Source organism: Xanthobacter sp. 91 (assembly GCF_000702385.1).
Lineage (GTDB): Bacteria > Pseudomonadota > Alphaproteobacteria > Rhizobiales > Xanthobacteraceae > Xanthobacter > Xanthobacter aminoxidans.
Window position 1 is genome coordinate 466,358 of the sequence record NZ_JNIB01000001.1, and the last position, 18,523, is coordinate 484,880.

An 18,523-nucleotide genomic window follows, 5' to 3' on the forward strand; every position below is an offset into this window, starting at 1 on the left:
CCCCGCGAGCGACGGGCGCCCGCGGGGTGGGAGGATGTCGGGCCGGCCCCAGGGCCGGCGACTGACGGCCTAGTTGTTGGCCTTGCGGGCCTTCATCTGCTGCCAGATCGCGATGACCTCGCCAACGAAGCCGCGGCGGAACAGCGAGACGGCGAGCACGAAGATGACGCCCTGGATCACCAGCACCCACTCGCCGAGACCGGCGAGATAGTTCTGCATGGTCACGATCACCGCCGCGCCCACCACCGGGCCGAGCACGGTGCCCATGCCGCCCACCAGCGTCATCAGCACCACCTCGCCCGACATCTGCCAGGCGACGTCGGTGAGGGAGGCGAGCTGGAACACCAGCACCTTGGTGGAGCCGGCGAGTCCCGCCAGCGCCGCCGAGAGCACGAAGGCGAGTAGCTTGTACTGGTTGGCCCGGTAGCCGAGCGAGATGGCGCGCGGCTCGTTCTCGCGGATCGCCTTCAGCACCTGCCCGAAGGGCGAATGGATGGTGCGGTAGATGACGAAGAAGCCGAACAGGAAGATCGCCAGCACGAAGTAGTAGAGGTGGATGTCCTGGCTGATGTCGATGACGCCGAACAGCGGCCGGCGCGGCACTGCCTGAAGGCCATCCTCGCCGCCGGTGAACTTCGCCTGCAGGCAGAAGAAGAAGAACATCTGCGCCAGAGCCAGCGTGACCATGGCGAAGTAGATGCCCTGCCGGCGGATGGACAGCAGCCCCGCGAGGAAGCCCAGCACCACCGAGAAGGCGACACCGGAGAGAATGGCAAGCTCGGGGGTGAAGCCCAGCACCTTGGTGGTGTGGGCGCAGATGTAGGCCGACCCGCCGAAGAACATGGCGTGGCCGAACGACAGGAGGCCCGTGTAGCCCAGCAGCAGGTTGAAGGCGCACGCGAACAGCGCGAAGCACATCACCTTCATCAGGAACACGGGATAGACGCCGAACGGCGCCACCAGCAGCACCGCCACCGCGGCGACGGCGAACAGGAGCATGACGTTGGAGCCGGCGCCGGAGGTGGCGGGGGCGGGGGCGGAAGCAGGATGGGTTGCGGAGCTCATGTAGCAGCCCTCACTTGGCCGTGCCGAACAGGCCGGCGGGCTTCACCATGAGCACGATGGCCATGATGACGAAGATCACGGTGGACGATGCCTCGGGATAGAAGACCTTGGTCAGGCCCTCCACGACGCCGAGGCCGAAGCCGGTGACGATGGCGCCCATGATCGAGCCCATGCCGCCGATCACCACCACCGCGAACACCACGATGATGAGGTTCGAGCCCATGGTGGGGCTCACCTGATAGGCCGGGGCGGCGAGCACGCCGGCGAGCGCCGCAAGGCCCACGCCGAAGCCGTAGGTGAGCGTGATCATGCGCGGCACGTCGATGCCGAAGGCCTGCACCAGGTCCGGCCGCTCGGTGGCGGCGCGCAGGTAGGAGCCGAGCTTGGTGCGCTCGATCACGAACCAGGTGGCGAGGCAGACGACCAGCGAGGCCACCACCACGAAGGCGCGGTAGTTGGGCAGGAACATGAAGCCGAGATTGGTGCCACCCGGCAGCGGATTGTTGTACGGCAGGCCCGAGGAGCCGTACTGCCGCCGGAACAGGCCCTCGAGGATGAGAGCGAGGCCGAAGGTCAGCAGCAGGCCGTAGAGATGATCGAGATGGTACAGCCGTTTGAGCAGCGTCCTCTCGATGACCATGCCGATGATCGCCACGATGATGGGCGAAAGCACGAGCGCCCCCCAGAAGGGGATGCCGGCATAGTTCAGCAGCATCCACGCCCCGAACGCGCCCATCATGTACTGCGCGCCGTGGGTGAAGTTGATGACGTTCAAAAGGCCGAAAATCACCGCGAGCCCGAGGCTCAGCATGGCGTAGAACGCGCCGTTAATTAGACCCAGGAGCAATTGCCCGAACAGGGCCTGGGGGGGAATGCCGATGAGCTCGAACATCGAAGACCCGTCTCGTCAGGAGGAAACGGCGGAAACCGCAAGCGACAACCGGAACTGGGGGTACCGGACACGGAGGAGAAGGATCGGGCGGGCCCTGAGGACCCGCCCGATCCGGATTCTGGATCAGCCCTTCTTGACGAGCGGGCAGTCGCTCTCGGAGAGCGGACGGAACGCCTCGTTGGCGGGGATGGTCGCCTTCAGGGTGTAGTAGTCCCACGGCCCCTTGGATTCGGAGGGCTTCTTCACCTCATAGAGATACATGGGATGAATGGTGCGGCCGTCGACACGCACCTCGCCCTTGCCGAACAGCGGGTCGTCGGTGGGGATTTCCTTCATCTTGGCCACAACGGCGGCGCCGTCCTTGGCAGACTTCAGGGCCTCGACCGCCTTCAGATAGTGCAGCGTGCCGGCATAGACGCCCGCCTGCACCATGGTCGGACGCTTGCCGCCGTTGGCCGCGGCGAAGGCGTCCGCGAACTTGCGGTTGGCGTCGGTCTGGTCCCAGTACCAGGCTTCGGTCAGGGTCAGGCCCTGGGCGGTCTTCAGCCCCAGCGAATGCACGTCGGTGAGGAAGATGAGGAGGCCGGCGAGCTTCTGGCCGCCCTCGACGATGCCGTATTCCGCCGACTGCTTGATGGAGTTGATGGTGTCGCCGCCGGCATTGGCGAGGCCGATGACCTTGGCCTTGGACGACTGCGCCTGCAGCAGGAAGGAGGAGAAGTCGGCGTTGTTGAGCGGCACCTTCACGGAGCCGACCACCTTGCCGCCATTCTCCGCCACCACCTTCGAGGTGTCGCGCTCGAGCGCATGGCCGAAGGCATAGTCGGCGGTGAGGAAGAACCAGGTGTCGCCGCCGGTCTTCACGATCGCCTTGCCGGTGCCGTTGGCCAGCGCCCAGGTGTCGTAGGTCCAGTGCACGGTGTTGGGCGTGCAGGCCTTGCCGGTGAGGTCCGAAGTGGCCGCGCCGGAATTGATGAAGACCTTGTTCTTTTCCTTGGTCACGCCGCTGACCGCCAGCGCGACGCCGGAATTCGGCACGTCCAGGATCACGTCCACGCCGTCCACGTCGTACCACTGGCGGGCGATGGAGGTGCCGACGTCGGCCTTGTTCTGGTGATCGGCGAAGATCACGTCCACCTTGAGGCCCTTGGCGGCGGCGCCAAAGTCCTCGACCGCCTTCTTGGCGGCCCACACGGAGCCCTGGCCGCCGAGATCGGCGTAGAGGCCCGATTGGTCATTGAGAACGCCGATTTTGACGGGAACCTGGGCCTTGGCGGCGCCAGCGGCAACGACGACGCTGGCGGCGGCCAGCAATACGGCTGCAAGACGCATGATGTGTCCTCCCTCCGGCTGGAACCGGATTTTCTCGCTGTCGGAAACCCGGCGTCAGACGCCGAGAAAGGCTTCGAGACGAGCCGCGTTTTCCGCGATCTTGTCGTTTTCCACCATGTCGACCACACGGCCATGCTCCACCACGTAGTGGCGATCGGCGACAGTGGAGGCGAAGTGGAAATTCTGCTCCACGAGCAGCACCGTGAACCCCTTCTTCTTGAGGTCCCGGATGATCTGGCCGATGTGCTGCACGATCACCGGCGCAAGGCCCTCGGAGGGCTCGTCCAGCAGCAGGAGCTTTGCCCCCGTGCGCAGGATGCGGGCGATGGCCAGCATCTGCTGCTCGCCGCCCGACAGCTTGGTGCCCTGGCTGTTGCGGCGCTCTTCGAGCCGCGGGAACAGCTCGTGCACCTCGTCCACGGTCAGGCCGCCGGGCAGCACCACGGGCGGCAGCAGCAGGTTCTCGCGCACCGAGAGCGAGGAGAAGATGCCCCGCTCTTCCGGACAGATGGCGATGCCGAGCCGGGCGATCTTGTTGGGCGCCAATCCAACCGTTTCAGTGCCCTGATAGCGGATGGAACCGGCGCGCTTGCGCAGCAGGCCCATGATGGCCCGCATGGTGGTGGTCTTGCCGGCGCCGTTGCGGCCGAGCAGCGTCACCACCTCGCCCGGATGGACGTCGAAGGTCATGCCGTGCAGCACATGGCTCTCGCCATAGTGGCCGTGCAGGTCCTTCACCTCGAGGAGGGGCGTTCCGTTCGCGGCCATCTCAATGCGCTCCACCGGTGCCCATATAGGCCTCGATCACCTGCGGGTTCTTCGACACTTCGGCATAGGGGCCTTCGGTGAGGATCTCGCCGCGCGCCAGCACGGTGATCCGGTCCGAGAGATTGGCCACGACCGAAAGGTTGTGCTCCACCATGAGGATGGTGCGGTTGTCCGAGACGCGCTTGATGAGGTCCGCCGTGCGGGCGATGTCCTCGCGGCCCATGCCGGAGGTGGGCTCGTCCAGCAGCAGCATTTCCGGCTCGAGCGCCAGCGTGGTGGCGATCTCCAGCGCGCGCTTGCGGCCATAGGGCAGCTCCACCGCGAGGTGCTTCGCGTACTGGGTCAGGTCCACGTCGGCGATCAGTTCCATGGCGCGGTCGTTGAGCGCTTCGAGGCTCTTCTCCGACTGCCAGAAGTGGAACGAGTTGCCGATGGGCCGCTGCAGCGCGATCCGCACGTTCTCCAGCACCGTGAGGTACGGGAACGTGGCGGAGATCTGGAACGAACGGACCATGCCCATCCGCGCAACATCCGCTGGCGGCGTGCGCGTAATATCGCGGCCGTTCAACTTGATGGTGCCACGCGTCGGCTCCAGAAACTTGGTAATCAGGTTGAAGCACGTGGTCTTACCGGCACCGTTCGGCCCGATCAGGGCGTGAATGGTGTGTCGGCGGATCCTGAGGTCAACGTTCTTGACCGCAGCGAACCCCTTGAATTCCTTCGTAAGACCTGAAGCTTCAACGATGTAGGGCACGTCTGAGACGCTGTCCATGATCGTAAGGCGCCCTCGCTGTTCCCCGGCCGCACATCGCAAGCGACGCGCTCCAGCCGATCTCCGCAACATTCGGCACCTTGGCTGGTGCGCTTGATCTTGGGGCGCAAGCTATCATGCTCCGCCGCGGCTGCGTCAATAGACCGACGCGCCGACGAATGTCTAGCTCGATCTTACCACTATTGTCTGAGAGACGCTGCGGCAGGAGGTAATCAATAGCCATACTCGCCGTGGTTGAGCCGAAGTTGTTTTTGCTCTCAAGGCCCAACGGGATCGATGACCATGCCGAGACCGGAGCCGGCGGCATCGGTCACGACCAGCACCGCCTCGCCGGCCGGCAAACGAAAGCGCAGGCTCTTGCGCACGCCCGGGCAGGCATGCACGCCGGTGAAGGCGAGCGGCGCCAGCGGCCTGCCTTCCGCGAACACGTCGAGCCACGCGCCGTCCGACACCGTGATCTGATAGTCCCCACCCGGCGGGGGCACTGCGATGCGGGCGAATCCGGCCCGCGATTCCCGCCCCTGCCGGGTCGGCGGGAACGGCAGTGCCGCGGAAGCGCGATCCGACAAGGCGAGCGTCACGGCGCCCTCCAGCGGCAAGGACAGGCGTCCGCCGACCTCCACCGTCCGAACCGGCGCCGCAAGGCGGGTACGGGCCGATGCGAGCGGCCATGCCGCCTTGCGGCAATCCTCACCGCCCGGCTCCGCCGCCGCGACCGCCGGAACGGCCGCGACTGCGGCGCAGACGAGGGCAGGTATCACAAGCATCAACAGACGGCGTGCCAGAGCCATGCCGCGCCTCAGGATCCGGAAAGCTATATCTATATGAATATATCTTTTCGGAACGGCAGGCGAGCCCTTCGGCCGGGCCTCACCCCTTCGGCGTGCGCGCCTGGACGTGATATTCCTCGTTCGGGCGCATGTCCGTGGCCGAGGCGATGCGGTTGGACATGTTGAAGAAGCCGACCACGGCGCCGATGTCCCAGATGTCGCGCTCGGAAAAGCCGACCTTGCGCAGCGCCTCCCGGTCTTCTTCCTCCACCGCGTGGGGGCGCTCGGTGAGCTTGGCGGCGAAGTCGAGCATGGCCCGGCGGCGCGGGTCGAGCCGGGCGGCGCGATAGTTCATCACCATCTGCTCGCCGAGGATGGGATCGCCGGAAAGCTGGCGCACTGCGGCCCCGTGCGCGGTGAGGCAGTAATAGCAGCGGTTGATGCTGGAAACGACCACCGCGATCATCTCCCGCTCCAGCTTCGAGAGGCCGGAGGGGGCGAGCATCAGATCATTGTACATGCCGGCGAAGGCGTTCAGCTTCGCCATGTCGAGCGTATAGGCCTGGAGGACGTTCGGCACGAAGCCGATCTTCTCCACACACTTGTCGAAATAAGCCTTGTTCGACGCATCGAGTTCGGCAGGCGGGATCGCGAGGGCGACAGCGGGAAGATCGTCGCGCTGGCGGGCAGGCTCAGCGGCCGGAACCGCCGTCTTCGGTGCAGAAGTTTTGGCCGAAGACTTTCGGCCGGATGGCGCCGCCTGCGTTTCGGGCCTGCCTTTATTTGCGGCAGTCGCGCTTTTGGCCTTTTCCACGCCCCCTACTGCCTTCACTTTCGATGCCATTGGGTCGCCTCGTCATTCCAGCGTCGCCGCTCCGGGCCACAACGTCATGCTCGCCGTAAGCGGGGGACCCGCAGCCGGCGGCCACACAGTGAGGAAAGGCCATGAACGTCATGGGATTTCAAGCCGGCGCGCACGGACTCCACGACGAGACGGCTCTGGCCGCGGTGAAAGCGCTCGTCGAACGCGAGGCGCCCCATCTGCCGGCCGGCTTCGCCGACATCTTCCTCGCCGCCGTGGCGCCGGAGGATCTGGCGCCTCTCCCGGCGGCCTGCGTCGTCCTGCTGCTGCGCGAAGCCTGGGCCCATGTGGCCGGCCGCCCCAAGGGGCAGCCGAGCGTGCGCGTCTTCAATCCCGATCTGCCGGGGGCGGCCATCACCGTCATCGAGGCGGTGAACGACGACATGGCCTTCCTGTTTGACTCGGTCGCCGGCGAGCTGGCCGACCGCGGGCTGGTGGTGAAGCTCGCCGCCCACCCCATCCTGCATGTGGAGCGGGACGGCGACGGCACGGTGCGCGGCCTGGAGACCCCCGGCCCCCGGGGCCTGTCTGAGGAGAACCGCGAAAGCCTCATCCACATCCACGTCGCCGCCATCGACGAGACCGCGGCGGCGGAGCTGAAGGCGGGACTGGACCGAACGCTCGCCGACGTGCGCGCCGCCAATCTCGATTTCTCCGCCATGCGCAAGCAGGTGAAGAGCCTTTCGAAGGGCTACCGGCGCGAGAAACGGCCCTATGGCGACGACGCCCGCGAGGAAGCCGCCGACGTGCTTGAATGGCTGACCGAGGACAATTTCATCTTCCTCGGCCTGCGCCACTACGAGCTGAGCGAGGATGGCCTCAAGGCCGAGGCCAACAGCGGCCTCGGCATCCTGCGCAATCCTGACGTCCACGAACTGCGCCTCGGCGATGCGCCGGTGGTGACGACGCCGGAAATCCGCGCCTTCCTGGAAGGCCCCACCCCGCTCCTCTTCACCAAGGCCAGCCTGCGCTCGCGGGTGCACCGGCGGGATGTGATGGACTATGTGGGCATCAAGGCCCACGACGAGAAAGGCCGGCTCATCGGCGAGGTGCGCCTCATCGGCCTGTTCGCCTCCACGGCCTACACCCACTCCCTGCGCGAGATCCCCTATCTACGCCTCAAGGCGGATTCGGTCATCCGCGGCGCCGGGCTGGAGCCGGACAGCCACTCCGCCCGCGCGCTCTCCACCGTGCTGGAGACCTATCCGCGCGACGACCTGTTCCAGATCGACGTGCCGACGCTGCTCGCCCACGCCCGCGAGATCCTCTCGCTTTATGACCGGCCGCGCCTGAAGGTGCTGGCGCGGGCCGACCGGTTTGACCGCTTCGTCTCCGTGCTCACCTTCCTCCCGCGCGAACGGTTCGATGCGCAGGTGCGCGACCGGGTGGGCGCCATCCTCGAAAAGTCCTACGGCGGAACGGTCACGTCCTTCGAGCAGGCCTTCGTCGCCGGCCTGCCGCTCACGCGCGTGCATTACGACATCGGCCGCACCGAGGGGCGCATCCCGGAGGTGGACAAGGGGGAGCTGGAACGGGCGGTGGCGGACGCCATCCTCACCTGGCGCGACCGCCTTTCGGCCGCCGTGTCGGCGCTACCCGGCATGACCAGCACCGACGCGGTTCGCCTCGCCCGCCGCTACGTGGAGGCGTTCGATCCCGGCTACCGCGCGGCCTACGGCGTGCCCACGGCGATCGCCGACATAGAGCTGCTGGAGCGTCTCTCCGAGGAGCGGCCCGTCGCCCTTGATTTCTACCGCCGGGAAGGCGACGACGACCGGCGCATCGCCCTGCGCCTCCTCTCCTTCGGCGCGCCGCTGCCGCTGGCGGCGCGGGTGCCCATGCTGGAGAACATGGGCCTCAAGGCCATCAACGAACGCACCTTCCGCATCGAGCCTGCCGGCGGCCCCAAGAGCTGGGTCCACGACATGTCGCTGGAGCGGGCGGATGGCGGCACCATCTCGGTGGAGGGCTCGGCCGTCCGCCTTGAGGATTGCCTCAACGCCGTGCTGCGCGGCGCGGCGGAGAATGACGGCTACAACGCCCTCGTGCTCGATGCCGCCCTCGACTTCCGGGAGGCGGCACTGGTGCGCGCGCTCGGCCGCTATCTCAGGCAGGCGGGCATCCCCTTCTCGCAGGACTATATCTGGCAGACGCTGAACCGCCACGGCGGCCTCGCCCGCGCCATCGTCGGCCTGTTCCACGCCCGCTTCGATCCGGCGCAGGATACTTCCGCCGAGGCGCGCGCCTCTCGGGAGGCGCCGCTGCGCGAAGCCATCGACGCAGCCCTCGCCGAGGTGTCCAGCCTCGACGAAGACCGCATCCTGCGCCGCTTCGTGAACCTCGTGGATGCGGCGCTGCGCACCACCTACTACCAGAAGGATGCACAGGGCCGCCTGCGCGAGCCCATCGCCATCAAGTTCGAGAGCGCGAGGGTGGAGGGCCTGCCCCTGCCCCGCCCGCTCTACGAGGTGTTCGTCTATTCGCCCCGCGTGGAGGGCGTGCACCTGCGCTTCGGCAAGGTGGCGCGCGGCGGCCTGCGCTGGTCCGACCGGCCGCAGGATTTCCGCACCGAGATCCTCGGCCTCGTGAAGGCGCAGCAGGTGAAGAATGCGGTCATCGTGCCGGTGGGCGCCAAGGGCGGCTTCGTGCCCAAGCGCCTGCCGGTCGGCGGCTCCCGCGAGGCGGTATTCGCCGAAGGCACGGCGGCCTATGAGGTGTTCGTCTCCTCGCTCCTCGATCTCACCGACAATCTGAAGGGCGGCGCCGTGGTGCCCCCGGCGGACACGATGCGCCTCGACGGGGATGACCCCTATCTCGTGGTGGCCGCCGACAAGGGCACGGCCACCTTCTCCGACACCGCCAACGCCATCTCCGCGCGGCACGGCTTCTGGCTGGACGACGCCTTCGCCTCGGGCGGCTCGGTGGGCTACGACCACAAGGCCATGGGCATCACCGCCCGCGGCGCCTGGGAGGCGGTGAAGCGCCACTTCCGGGAAATGGACATCGACATCCAGACGACGCCCGTCACCGTGGCCGGCGTCGGCGACATGTCGGGCGACGTGTTCGGCAACGGCATGCTGCTTTCGTCGGCGCTGGAGCTGGTGGCGGCCTTCGACCACCGCCACATCTTCCTCGATCCCGATCCGGACCCGGCCTCCTCCTTTGCCGAGCGGCGGCGCCTGTTCGACCTGCCCCGCTCCTCCTGGGCGGACTATGACGCCGGCCTGATCTCGAAGGGCGGCGGCATCTTCCCGCGCAGCGCCAAGAGCATCGATCTCTCCGAGGAGGTCCGCGCCCTGCTGCGGTTCCCGAAGGCCAGCGCCACGCCGGCGGAGCTGATCAACGCCATCCTCAAGGCGCCGGTGGACCTGCTGTTCTTCGGCGGCATCGGCACCTATGTGCGGGCGTCCACCGAGACCGACGCCCAGGCCGGCGACCGCGCCAATGACGCGGTGCGCATCGCCGCCGCCGATCTCAACGCGAAGGTCATCGGCGAGGGCGCCAACCTCGGCATGACCCAGCGCGGGCGCATCGAGGCGGCGCGCAAGGGCGTTCGGCTGAACACGGACGCCATCGACAATTCCGCTGGCGTGAACACCTCCGACGTGGAGGTGAACATCAAGATCGCGCTCGCCAAGCCCCTGGAGATGGGCGACCTCAGCGTGCCGGACCGGGCGGCGCTCTTGAAGCAGATGACGGACGAGGTGGCGCGCCTCGTACTCGTCAACAATTACGACCAGACCCTCGCGCTGTCCCTAGCCGAGCTGAAGGGGGCGGACGACCTCGCCTTCCAGCAGCGCCTGATGCAGATGCTGGAAGCGCGCGGCGAACTCGACCGCTCGGTGGAGTTCCTGCCGTCCGATGCCGAGATCGCCGACCGCCGCTCACGCGGGGAGCATCTCACGCGGCCCGAGCTGGCGGTGCTGCTCGCCTATGCCAAGCTCGCCCTGAAGGACGACCTCGTCGGCTCCAGCGTGCCGGACGACGCCTATCTCTCCGGCGAGCTGGTGCACTACTTCCCGCACGAATTGCAGGACCGCTATCCCCACGCCATCGAGACCCACCGCCTCCACCGGGAGATCATCGCGACGGGCCTCGCCAATGCCATCGTCAACCAGGGCGGCCCCTCCGCCATGGCCCGCATCTCCGACCAGACGGGCGGGGATGCCGCCTCCATCGCCCGCGCCTTCGCGGCGGTGCGCGACAGCTATCACCTACCGGAACTCACCGCCGCCATCGACGCGCTGGACAACAAGGTGGACGGGCACGTCCAGCTCCAGCTTTATGCAGCGGTGCAGGACCTGATGGTGGGACGCACCATCTGGTTCCTCGGCAACGTCTCGTTCGCGGACGGCATCGCCGGCGTGGTCGAGCGCTACCGCAGCGGGGTCGCGGCGGTGGCCGCGGCGCTCGACGAGAGCCTGCCCGAGGCCTGGCGCAAGGACCGCGCCGGGCGCGTGGCCGATCTCGTCGCCCAGAGAGTGCCGGAGGAGCTGGCCCGCCGCATCGCCTCCATGCCGGCGCTGGCGGCGGCCTCCGACATCGCGCTCATCGCCGAGACCACCGGCAAGGCCATCCCCAGCGCGGCGAGCACCTTCTTCGCTGCCGGCCGCTATTTCGCCATCGACGACCTGCTCACCCAGGCGCGCAGCATCATGGCGCCGGACTATTATGACCGGCTGGCGCTGGACCGCTCGCTGGCGCAGCTCGAGACCTTCCTCCGCCGCATCACCGAGGCGATGCTGGCGGAGGGCATCTCCGGCGAGGCCGCCGTGGACGCCTATGTGGCCCGCCGCCGCGAGGAGGTGGAGCGCATGTGCCGAACGGTGCGCGACATCGCCCAGTCCGGCCTCAGCCTCTCCAAGCTGACGCTGGCCGCGAGCCTGCTGGGCGATCTGGTGAAGGCCTGAAGGGGGCGCCCCCCTTCAGGCCGCTCCCGCCCGCGCCGGGACCAGTGCGGGAGCGGAAGGCCCCGACGCGGGCGCGTCCACCTGCGCCGCCTCCACCGCGCCCCTCACGGTGGACACTGCCGCCGCCTCGCCCTGAAGCACGGGTGGCGGTCCCTCGGCCATGAAATCGGCCACCACCACGCGCCGGCCTGTGCGGTCGCGGGTGAGGCTGCGGATGGTGTAGCGGCGGTGCGCGGGCGTCGCGGGGGAGAGATAGGCGAGGACGATCACCCCCGCCTGTCCCGTCGCCAGCCGCCGGGCACCGCCGGGCGCCGCCGCCTCGGCCGCGACCCCGTCCGCTGTCAGCCGGTAGACCAGAAGCTGAGCCACCGCCTCATCAAGGACCGAGCGGGCGGGAAGCACCAGCACGGAGGGGCCTTCCGGCCGCGGACGGCCATCGTCGGCCCCCTCCCCGTCGGCCGCGACCTTCTCCTCGGACGCCGGCAGATGCTCGAGGAGATCGGCGAGGGTGTCGCGAATGCGGGCCTGACGCTCGGCATCGAGAGCCCCCCGCGCGGCATCGCGCTGAGCCAGCTTCAGCGCCGGCAGAACCACGCCGTCGCAATAGGCGTCGAGATCGGTCTGGCGCAGGACATCCTCGGCGGATGCGGCGGCTTCTACGGGGTCGCCCGCCAGCAGGCGCTGGTAGAGAAGTTCGCTGTCCGAAAGCGGCGGCCGGTCGCCCAGGGCGACGTCCAGGAATTCGAGGCTCTCCACATGACGCCCGAGCACCACCAGGCACAAGGTGAGCGGCGTTGAGAGCAGAAGCCCGATGGGGCCCCAAAGCCAGGTCCAGAAGGTGGCGGCGGCGATCACCGCCACCGGCGACAGGCCGGTGGAGCGGCCATAGAGCAGCGGCTCGATGACGTGCCCCACCAGCGGCTCCACCACGATGAACAGCACGGCCGCCGACAGAACCATGGTCCAGCCGGGGTCCACCGCCAGCGCGAAGCCGATGGGCAATGCAGCGGCCACCGCCGCACCCACATAGGGCACGAAGCGCAGCACCGCGGCGGCGATACCGAACAAAAGCGGGCTCGGCACACCGATGAGCCACAGGCCGAGGCCGATCACCGTGCCGAACGCGGCATTCAGCGCCACCTGGGTGAGGAAGAAGCGCGACAGCCGTCGCCCCGCATCATCCAGCGCCGCCGTGGTGCGCTGGATGTCGTGGGCGCCGGCGAGGCGCACGAAGCGGTTTCTGAGGTCCTCGCGCTGGAGCAGGATGAACAGCACGAAGATGAAGATGATGCCGAGCGTCGCGAGCGGATGCAGCAGCGGTGCCATCACGGCGGAGAGGGTGCCGAGCGTACCGGGGGGCGGCTCGCGGATTTCCACCGGCAGCGGCCGCCCGCCGGTCGCGAAGGGCCCGCCTTCCTCGCTCACGGCTTTGGCCGGGTCCGGCGCCTCAAGTTCCCGGCCGAGGTCCTGGATCATGTCCATGGTCCGCTCGAAGGTGCCGGAACCGCCGGTCGCCTCCTTCACGGAGCGGATCTTCTCGCTGAGGTTCAGCCGGTATTTCGGCAGTTCGGCCACGAGATCGGAAGTCTGGAGCGCAATCACGGAGCCCAGCGCCAGCAGGCCGACGAAAGTGGCGATCACCACCACCACCGCCGCGGCCGTCCGCGGCACCTTCACCCGCCGCAGCACCAGGATCACCGGCGCCAGCACGAAGGACAGGAGGATGGCCACCGCGATGGGCACGAACACGTCGCGCCCCACATAAAGCACGGTCACGATGGCGATGGCGGTGAAGAAGGCGAGCAGCCGGTCCCGTCCGGGCAGATCGGCGCCTCTGGCCGGGCCGGACAACGACGGATCCTGTGACTGCAGCATCGCCGCCTCTCCCCAATCAGGCGCCCGCGGCGCCGAACACGGCATTAACGCTGCGGCGTGGCAGTTGATCCATAGGAATGCAGAAGGATCGGAACGAGGGGCTCCACCGTGGCGTTCAGGGGACGGATGTCCGCAGGGAGCAGCGAAGCGCCATGTACATCTACAAGGTGGTCTGGCGGGCCTCGGGCGAGGAGGAACCGCTGCACGTGCGTGACAAGCGCCCGCCCAAAGCCATCGCCCGCGATCTCGTCAAGGACGGCTATCTCGTGACCGAGGCGGTCGTCGTGCGCGCCGCCTCCTCCGCCTTCAAGGACGAGGACGGCCATGCGGTGCAGGAGGAGTTCTTCTCTGCCGCGCCCGTGGGCGCCGCCGTGCTGGTTGCATCCGCGATCGCGGCGCTGGTGGAGCATGTGGTGCCGGCCGGGGCCGAGCCCCTGCCCGACTTTCCCGCCTGAGGTTTCGCGACGGAGACGGTTTCCCTCGGGCGCGGCGACTGCCATGGTGGGGCATCGCTCGCCAGCCATTGCGGATTTGCCCTTGCCCTCCTCCCGGCCTGCCTCCCGCCTCCCGCGCCGGGCCGTGGTCGGCTGGATCCTGTTCGATCCCGCCTGCCAGCCCTATTTCACCCTCATCACCACCTTCATCTTCGCGCCCTACTTCGCCTCCGCCGTGGCCCCGACACCGGCCGAGGGGCAGAGCCTGTGGGGTTTTGCCACCGGGGCGGCAGGACTTGTTATCGCCGTCTGCTCGCCCATCCTCGGCGCGGTGGCCGACGCCTCCGGCCGGCGCAAGCCGTGGATCGCGGTGTTCGGCCTGATGCTGATTACGGGATCGGCGCTGCTGTGGTTCGCGGTGCCCGGCGACACGGCGCGCATCCCGCTGGTGCTCGCGGCCTTCGCCATCGGCACCATCGGCGTCGAGTTCGCCACCGTCTTCAACAATGCCATCATGCCGGACCTCGTGCCGCCGGAGCGGCTGGGCCGGCTCTCCGGCACCGGCTGGGCGGCGGGCTATTTCGGTGGGCTGGTGTCGCTGGCGCTGATGCTCGGCTTCTTCTCCACCGCGCCGGACACCGGCCTCACCCTCATCGGCCTGCCGCCGGCGCTCGGGCTCGACGCAGCGACCCGCGAGGGCGACCGCTTCTCGGGGCCGCTCACGGCCGTGTGGTTCGCGGTGCTGGTGCTGCCCATGTTCCTGTTCGTGCCCGACCGCAAGAAGGGCCTGCCGCTGCGCGAGGCGGTGCGCAAGGGCCTCACGGAAATCCGCGGGCTGGTGCCGAAGCTGAGGACGCGCCCGGCACTCGCCCGCTTCCTCCTCGCCAACATGATCTATGCCGACGGCCTCGTCGCCCTGTTCGCCTTCGGCGGCATTTATGCCGCCGGCACCTTCGGCTGGGGCTCCATCGAGATCGGCATCTTCGGCATCCTCCTCACCCTCACCGGCACGGCCGGGGCGCTGGCGGGGGGCTGGCTGGACGATGCCTTCGGCCCGCGCCTCGTCATCCTCGGCGCGCTCCTCGGGCTGCTGTTCGCCTGCATCGGGCTGCTGTCGGTGGACCGGACATCCATCCTGTTCGGCCTTGTGCCCACGGCGTCGGGAACCGGCCTCTACGGCACGGTGCCGGAGAAGGTCTATGTGGGCCTCGGCCTCCTCATCGGCGCCGTCGCCGGCCCGCTCCAGGCGGCCTCGCGCACCCTTCTGGTCCGCCTCGCCCCGCCGGAGAACATCGGCGAATGCTTCGGCCTGTTTGCGCTCTCCGGCAAGATCACCTCGTTCGCCGCGCCGACCTCGGTGGCGATCGTCACCGCCCTGACGCAGAGCCAGCGCGCGGGGGTGGCGGTGCTGGTCGCCTTCTTCGGGATGGGCGTTGTGCTGATTGCAGGGTTGCGCACGCCCTTGCGGCAGGACGGCGGACGGGCGAAGGATGGGCCACACACAGCGAGCCAGACGCGCCGGGAGTGACCCCCATGACCATCCGCTCCATCCGCTTCGATCCTTCCCCGCCGCTGAATCCCGATGCCGCCACGACCGTGCATGAATGGTATCAGGATCGCACCGGCGCCTTTTCGGCGGGGTTCTGGGCCTCGGCACCGTCGGAGATCGAGGTGAGCTATGACGAGGACGAGTTCTGCGTCCTCGTGGAAGGCACCGTCGAGCTGACGGACGCTTCGGGCCATACGGAGACCTTCCATGCCGGCCAGTCCTTCGTCATCCCCTCGGGCTTCAAGGGGGTGTGGAAGAGCGTGACCGCGGTCCGCAAGTTCTACGTCGTGCATCTGCCCGTGGCGCCGGCCGCCGATCCCAAGGCGGCCCCCACCCTTCCGGATGCGGCCGCCGACCTCGCGGGAACCTGAACACCGCGCGGGGAACCCCGGTCCACGTGGGCCGGTTGACCTTCCGAAATGTCCGTCTCGGAAGGAGGCTCCGACCATGTCGATCCGGCTGCAACTCGCCGCCATGCTGTTCATGATGATCCAGGCGGTCACATTCTTCGCCGGCCTGCTGGCGCTGCTGCTGTCGCCGCTGGCGCGCGAGGCCATGGGCCTGATGCCCTTCGTGGTGCTCGGCTCGTCGATCGTCTCCGCGCCGCTGTCCTGGTGGCTGGCGCCGCGGCTTCGGGCGCGCACCTGGCGGCGCGAAGGCACCGCCGAACTGCTCAGATAAGGGTCCGCCTGCGGCCAAGCTCGCAATCCGGCGCGCGCGATGCCATTTTGTTCCCTTGAGCGAATCACGCGCACCGAGACCTTTTGCATTGAGACCGCCTGAATCCCCGCGCCGTCCGGGCCACGAGCCCGGTGGAGTGCCAGAGCTTCCCGGCCTGAAGCCCGGCGGCATCGCCGCGCGTGCGCGCGCCGCCATCGCCCCAGCCGGGCCGCAGGCGTCCTATCTCGCCGGCCTCAATCCGGAGCAGCGTGAGGCGGTGGAAACGCTGGACGGCCCGCTGCTGGTGCTCGCCGGCGCAGGTACGGGCAAGACGCGCGTGCTCACCGCCCGCGTCGCCCATATCCTCGCCTCCGGTCGCGCCTTCCCCTCGCAGATCCTCGTGGTGACCTTCACCAACAAGGCGGCGCGGGAGATGAAGGACCGCATCCACGGCATGGTCGGCGACCAGATCGAGGGGATGCCCTGGCTCGGCACCTTCCATTCCATCGGCGTGCGCATCCTCCGGCGCCACCATGAGCTGGTGGGGCTGAAGAGCGGCTTCACCATCCTCGACACGGACGACCAGATCCGCCTGCTCAAGCAGCTCCTCGCCGCCGAGAATATCGACGAGAAGCGCTGGCCGGCGCGGCTGCTCGCTTCCACCATCGACGGCTGGAAGAACCGTGGCCTGTCCCCGAAGGACGTGCCCCCCGGAGAGGGCGCGGTGTTCGCCAACGGCAAGGGCGGCATGCTCTATGCCGCCTATCAGGACCGGCTGAAGGCACTGAACGCGGTGGATTTCGGCGACCTGCTGCTGGAAGGCATCCGCCTGTTCCGCGAGAATCCGGACGTGCTCGCCGAATACCACCGCCGGTTCAAGTACCTGCTGGTGGACGAGTATCAGGACACCAACGTCGCCCAGTATCTCTGGTTGCGCCTGCTCGCCCAGGGCTCGAAGAATGTCTGCTGCGTCGGTGACGACGACCAGTCCATCTACGGCTGGCGCGGTGCCGAGGTGGACAACATCCTCCGGTTCGAGAGCGATTTTCCCGGCGCCAAGGTCATCCGGCTGGAGCGCAACTACCGCTCCACCGGGCACATCCTCGCCTCCGCCGCCCACCTCATCGCCCATAATGAGGGACGGTTCGGCAAGACCCTGTTCTCCGAGGGCGACGAGGGCGAGCGCGTCAGCGTCACCGGAGCGTGGGATTCCGGCGAGGAGGCCCGCGCCGTCGGCGAGGAGATCGAGGCGCTGCAACGCGCCGGGCATCGCCTGTCCGAGATCGCCATCCTGGTCCGCGCCTCCTTCCAGATGCGCGAGTTCGAAGACCGTTTCGTCACGCTCGGCATGCCCTACCGCGTCATCGGCGGCCCGCGCTTCTACGAGCGGGCGGAAATCCGCGATGCGCTGGCCTATCTGCGCTGCGTGAACTCGACCGCCGACGATCTCGCCTTCGAGCGCATCGTCAACGTGCCCAAGCGCGGCATCGGCGATGCCACGGTGAAGCAGATTCATGATGTCGCCCGCGCCGCCGGCGTGCCGCTGCAGGAAGCCGCGCGCGTGCTGACCGAGAGCGAGGAGCTGAAGCCAAAGGTGCGCGGCACCCTGCGTGGGCTCATCCAGGCGTTCGAGCGCTGGCGCGAGCAGGCGCGTGTCATGTCCCACACCGAGATCGCCGAGATCGTCCTCGACGAGAGCGGCTATACCGAGATGTGGCAGAAGGACCGCTCCGCCGAGGCCGCCGGGCGGCTGGAAAACCTCAAGGAACTCGTGCGCTCCATGGAGCCCTTCGAGAACCTCTCCGGCTTCCTCGAGCACATCTCCCTGGTGATGGACGTGGACAACGGCGCCGGCGAGGATGCGGTGCAGGTGATGACGCTGCATTCCGCCAAGGGGCTGGAATTCGACACCGTCTTCCTGCCCGGCTGGGAAGAAGGCCTGTTCCCCCACCAGCGCGCGCTGGACGATCAGGGCAAGGCTGGCCTCGAGGAGGAGCGGCGGCTCGCCTACGTGGGCATCACCCGCGCCCGCGCCTCGGCCCGCATCTGGTTCGCCTCCAATCGGCGCATCCACGGCATGTGGAATTCCACGGTGCCCTCCCGCTTCCTTGACGAACTGCCCGACGCCCATGTGCAGGTGGAAGAAAGTCGCGGCGGCATGGGGTGGGGCGGCTCTTCCTACGGCGGGGGCGGCAGCTATGGCCAGAGCCGGTTCGACCGGGCCGAGCCCTTCGCCGCCTCCTCCTATTCCACGCCCGGCTGGCAGCGGGCCCAGACCCAGCGTGGCCGCACGGACAGCGGCGGGAGCGGCGGCGGACGGGGTGGCTTCTCCGAGCGCGGCGGGCGCTACGATGCCGGTGCTTCGGCGCGGCGCGGACCGATGGTGATCGAGGGCACGCTGGTGGCCTCGTCTTCCGCCCCCTCCTCCGCCTTCAAGCGGGGCGAGCGGGTGTTCCACATCAAGTTCGGATATGGCGAAATCACGGGCATCGACGGCAACAAGCTGACCGTGCAGTTCGACAAGGCGGGCGAGAAGCGGGTGGTGGATACCTTCGTCGAAAAGGCCTGACGCAATATTTGCGGGCGACGAGAGGTGGCGTGTCGGTCCGTCGGGGCGGCCCCTCATCTTCGCCC

At 68.3% G+C, this 18,523-nt stretch carries 14 protein-coding genes; 6 read left to right on the forward strand and 8 right to left on the reverse strand.

Features of this window, described 5'->3' with window-relative positions:
• Positions 1 to 69: 69 nt before the first annotated feature.
• The 7 genes from A37E_RS0102400 to A37E_RS0102430 all read right to left on the reverse strand — a co-directional run bounded on the left by A37E_RS0102400 (position 70) and on the right by A37E_RS0102430 (position 6,248).
• Positions 70 to 1,065 carry a branched-chain amino acid ABC transporter permease gene (locus A37E_RS0102400; RefSeq protein ID WP_029555167.1) on the reverse strand — a complete coding sequence of 332 codons (996 nt, stop codon included), beginning with the start codon at positions 1,063 to 1,065 and terminating at the stop codon, positions 70 to 72.
• Between the two features lie 10 nt (positions 1,066 to 1,075).
• Positions 1,076 to 1,957, reverse strand: a complete 882-nt coding sequence (locus tag A37E_RS0102405) for a branched-chain amino acid ABC transporter permease (protein WP_029555168.1) — start codon at positions 1,955 to 1,957, stop codon at positions 1,076 to 1,078.
• A 123-nt stretch (positions 1,958 to 2,080) separates the two neighbouring features.
• Positions 2,081 to 3,289: an ABC transporter substrate-binding protein gene (locus tag A37E_RS0102410; RefSeq protein ID WP_024277828.1), complete on the reverse strand. Its 1,209-nt coding sequence runs from the start codon at positions 3,287 to 3,289 to the stop codon at positions 2,081 to 2,083.
• A gap of 54 nt (positions 3,290 to 3,343) precedes the next feature.
• Positions 3,344 to 4,057: an ABC transporter ATP-binding protein gene (locus tag A37E_RS0102415; protein ID WP_024277827.1), complete on the reverse strand. Its 714-nt coding sequence runs from the start codon at positions 4,055 to 4,057 to the stop codon at positions 3,344 to 3,346.
• Position 4,058: 1 nt separating this feature from the next.
• Positions 4,059 to 4,829 carry an ABC transporter ATP-binding protein gene (locus A37E_RS0102420; protein ID WP_024277826.1) on the reverse strand — a complete coding sequence of 257 codons (771 nt, stop codon included), beginning with the start codon at positions 4,827 to 4,829 and terminating at the stop codon, positions 4,059 to 4,061.
• Between the two features lie 257 nt (positions 4,830 to 5,086).
• The gene (locus A37E_RS0102425) at positions 5,087 to 5,620 is read right to left on the reverse strand and encodes a hypothetical protein (RefSeq protein WP_156026216.1); all 534 of its coding nucleotides are present in this window, start codon (positions 5,618 to 5,620) and stop codon (positions 5,087 to 5,089) included.
• A gap of 79 nt (positions 5,621 to 5,699) precedes the next feature.
• Complete coding sequence (locus A37E_RS0102430; RefSeq protein ID WP_038193797.1) at positions 5,700 to 6,248, reverse strand: peroxidase-related enzyme; 549 nt, start codon at positions 6,246 to 6,248, stop codon at positions 5,700 to 5,702.
• Positions 6,249 to 6,544: 296 nt separating this feature from the next.
• Between A37E_RS0102430 and A37E_RS0102435 the strand changes: the two genes are divergently transcribed.
• A complete protein-coding gene (locus tag A37E_RS0102435; protein WP_029555171.1) occupies positions 6,545 to 11,371 on the forward strand; it encodes an NAD-glutamate dehydrogenase in 4,827 nt (1,608 codons plus the stop codon).
• A gap of 15 nt (positions 11,372 to 11,386) precedes the next feature.
• On the opposite strand, the gene A37E_RS0102440 is transcribed toward A37E_RS0102435, so the two are convergent.
• Positions 11,387 to 13,246: an AI-2E family transporter gene (locus A37E_RS0102440; RefSeq protein WP_156026217.1), complete on the reverse strand. Its 1,860-nt coding sequence runs from the start codon at positions 13,244 to 13,246 to the stop codon at positions 11,387 to 11,389.
• A gap of 152 nt (positions 13,247 to 13,398) precedes the next feature.
• Between A37E_RS0102440 and A37E_RS0102445 the strand changes: the two genes are divergently transcribed.
• The 5 genes from A37E_RS0102445 to A37E_RS0102465 all read left to right on the forward strand — a co-directional run bounded on the left by A37E_RS0102445 (position 13,399) and on the right by A37E_RS0102465 (position 18,458).
• Positions 13,399 to 13,701, forward strand: coding sequence for a hypothetical protein (locus A37E_RS0102445; protein ID WP_029555173.1), 303 nt, complete (start codon positions 13,399 to 13,401; stop codon positions 13,699 to 13,701).
• An 82-nt stretch (positions 13,702 to 13,783) separates the two neighbouring features.
• A complete protein-coding gene (locus tag A37E_RS0102450; RefSeq protein ID WP_245279250.1) occupies positions 13,784 to 15,208 on the forward strand; it encodes an MFS transporter in 1,425 nt (474 codons plus the stop codon).
• Between the two features lie 5 nt (positions 15,209 to 15,213).
• On the forward strand, positions 15,214 to 15,600 hold the full coding sequence (locus tag A37E_RS0102455) for a cupin domain-containing protein (RefSeq protein WP_051678732.1): 387 nt from the start codon (positions 15,214 to 15,216) through the stop codon (positions 15,598 to 15,600).
• Positions 15,601 to 15,676: 76 nt separating this feature from the next.
• On the forward strand, positions 15,677 to 15,910 hold the full coding sequence (locus tag A37E_RS0102460) for a hypothetical protein (protein ID WP_029555176.1): 234 nt from the start codon (positions 15,677 to 15,679) through the stop codon (positions 15,908 to 15,910).
• Positions 15,911 to 16,046: 136 nt separating this feature from the next.
• Positions 16,047 to 18,458, forward strand: coding sequence for a UvrD-helicase domain-containing protein (locus A37E_RS0102465; RefSeq protein ID WP_051678733.1), 2,412 nt, complete (start codon positions 16,047 to 16,049; stop codon positions 18,456 to 18,458).
• Positions 18,459 to 18,523: the final 65 nt, after the last annotated feature.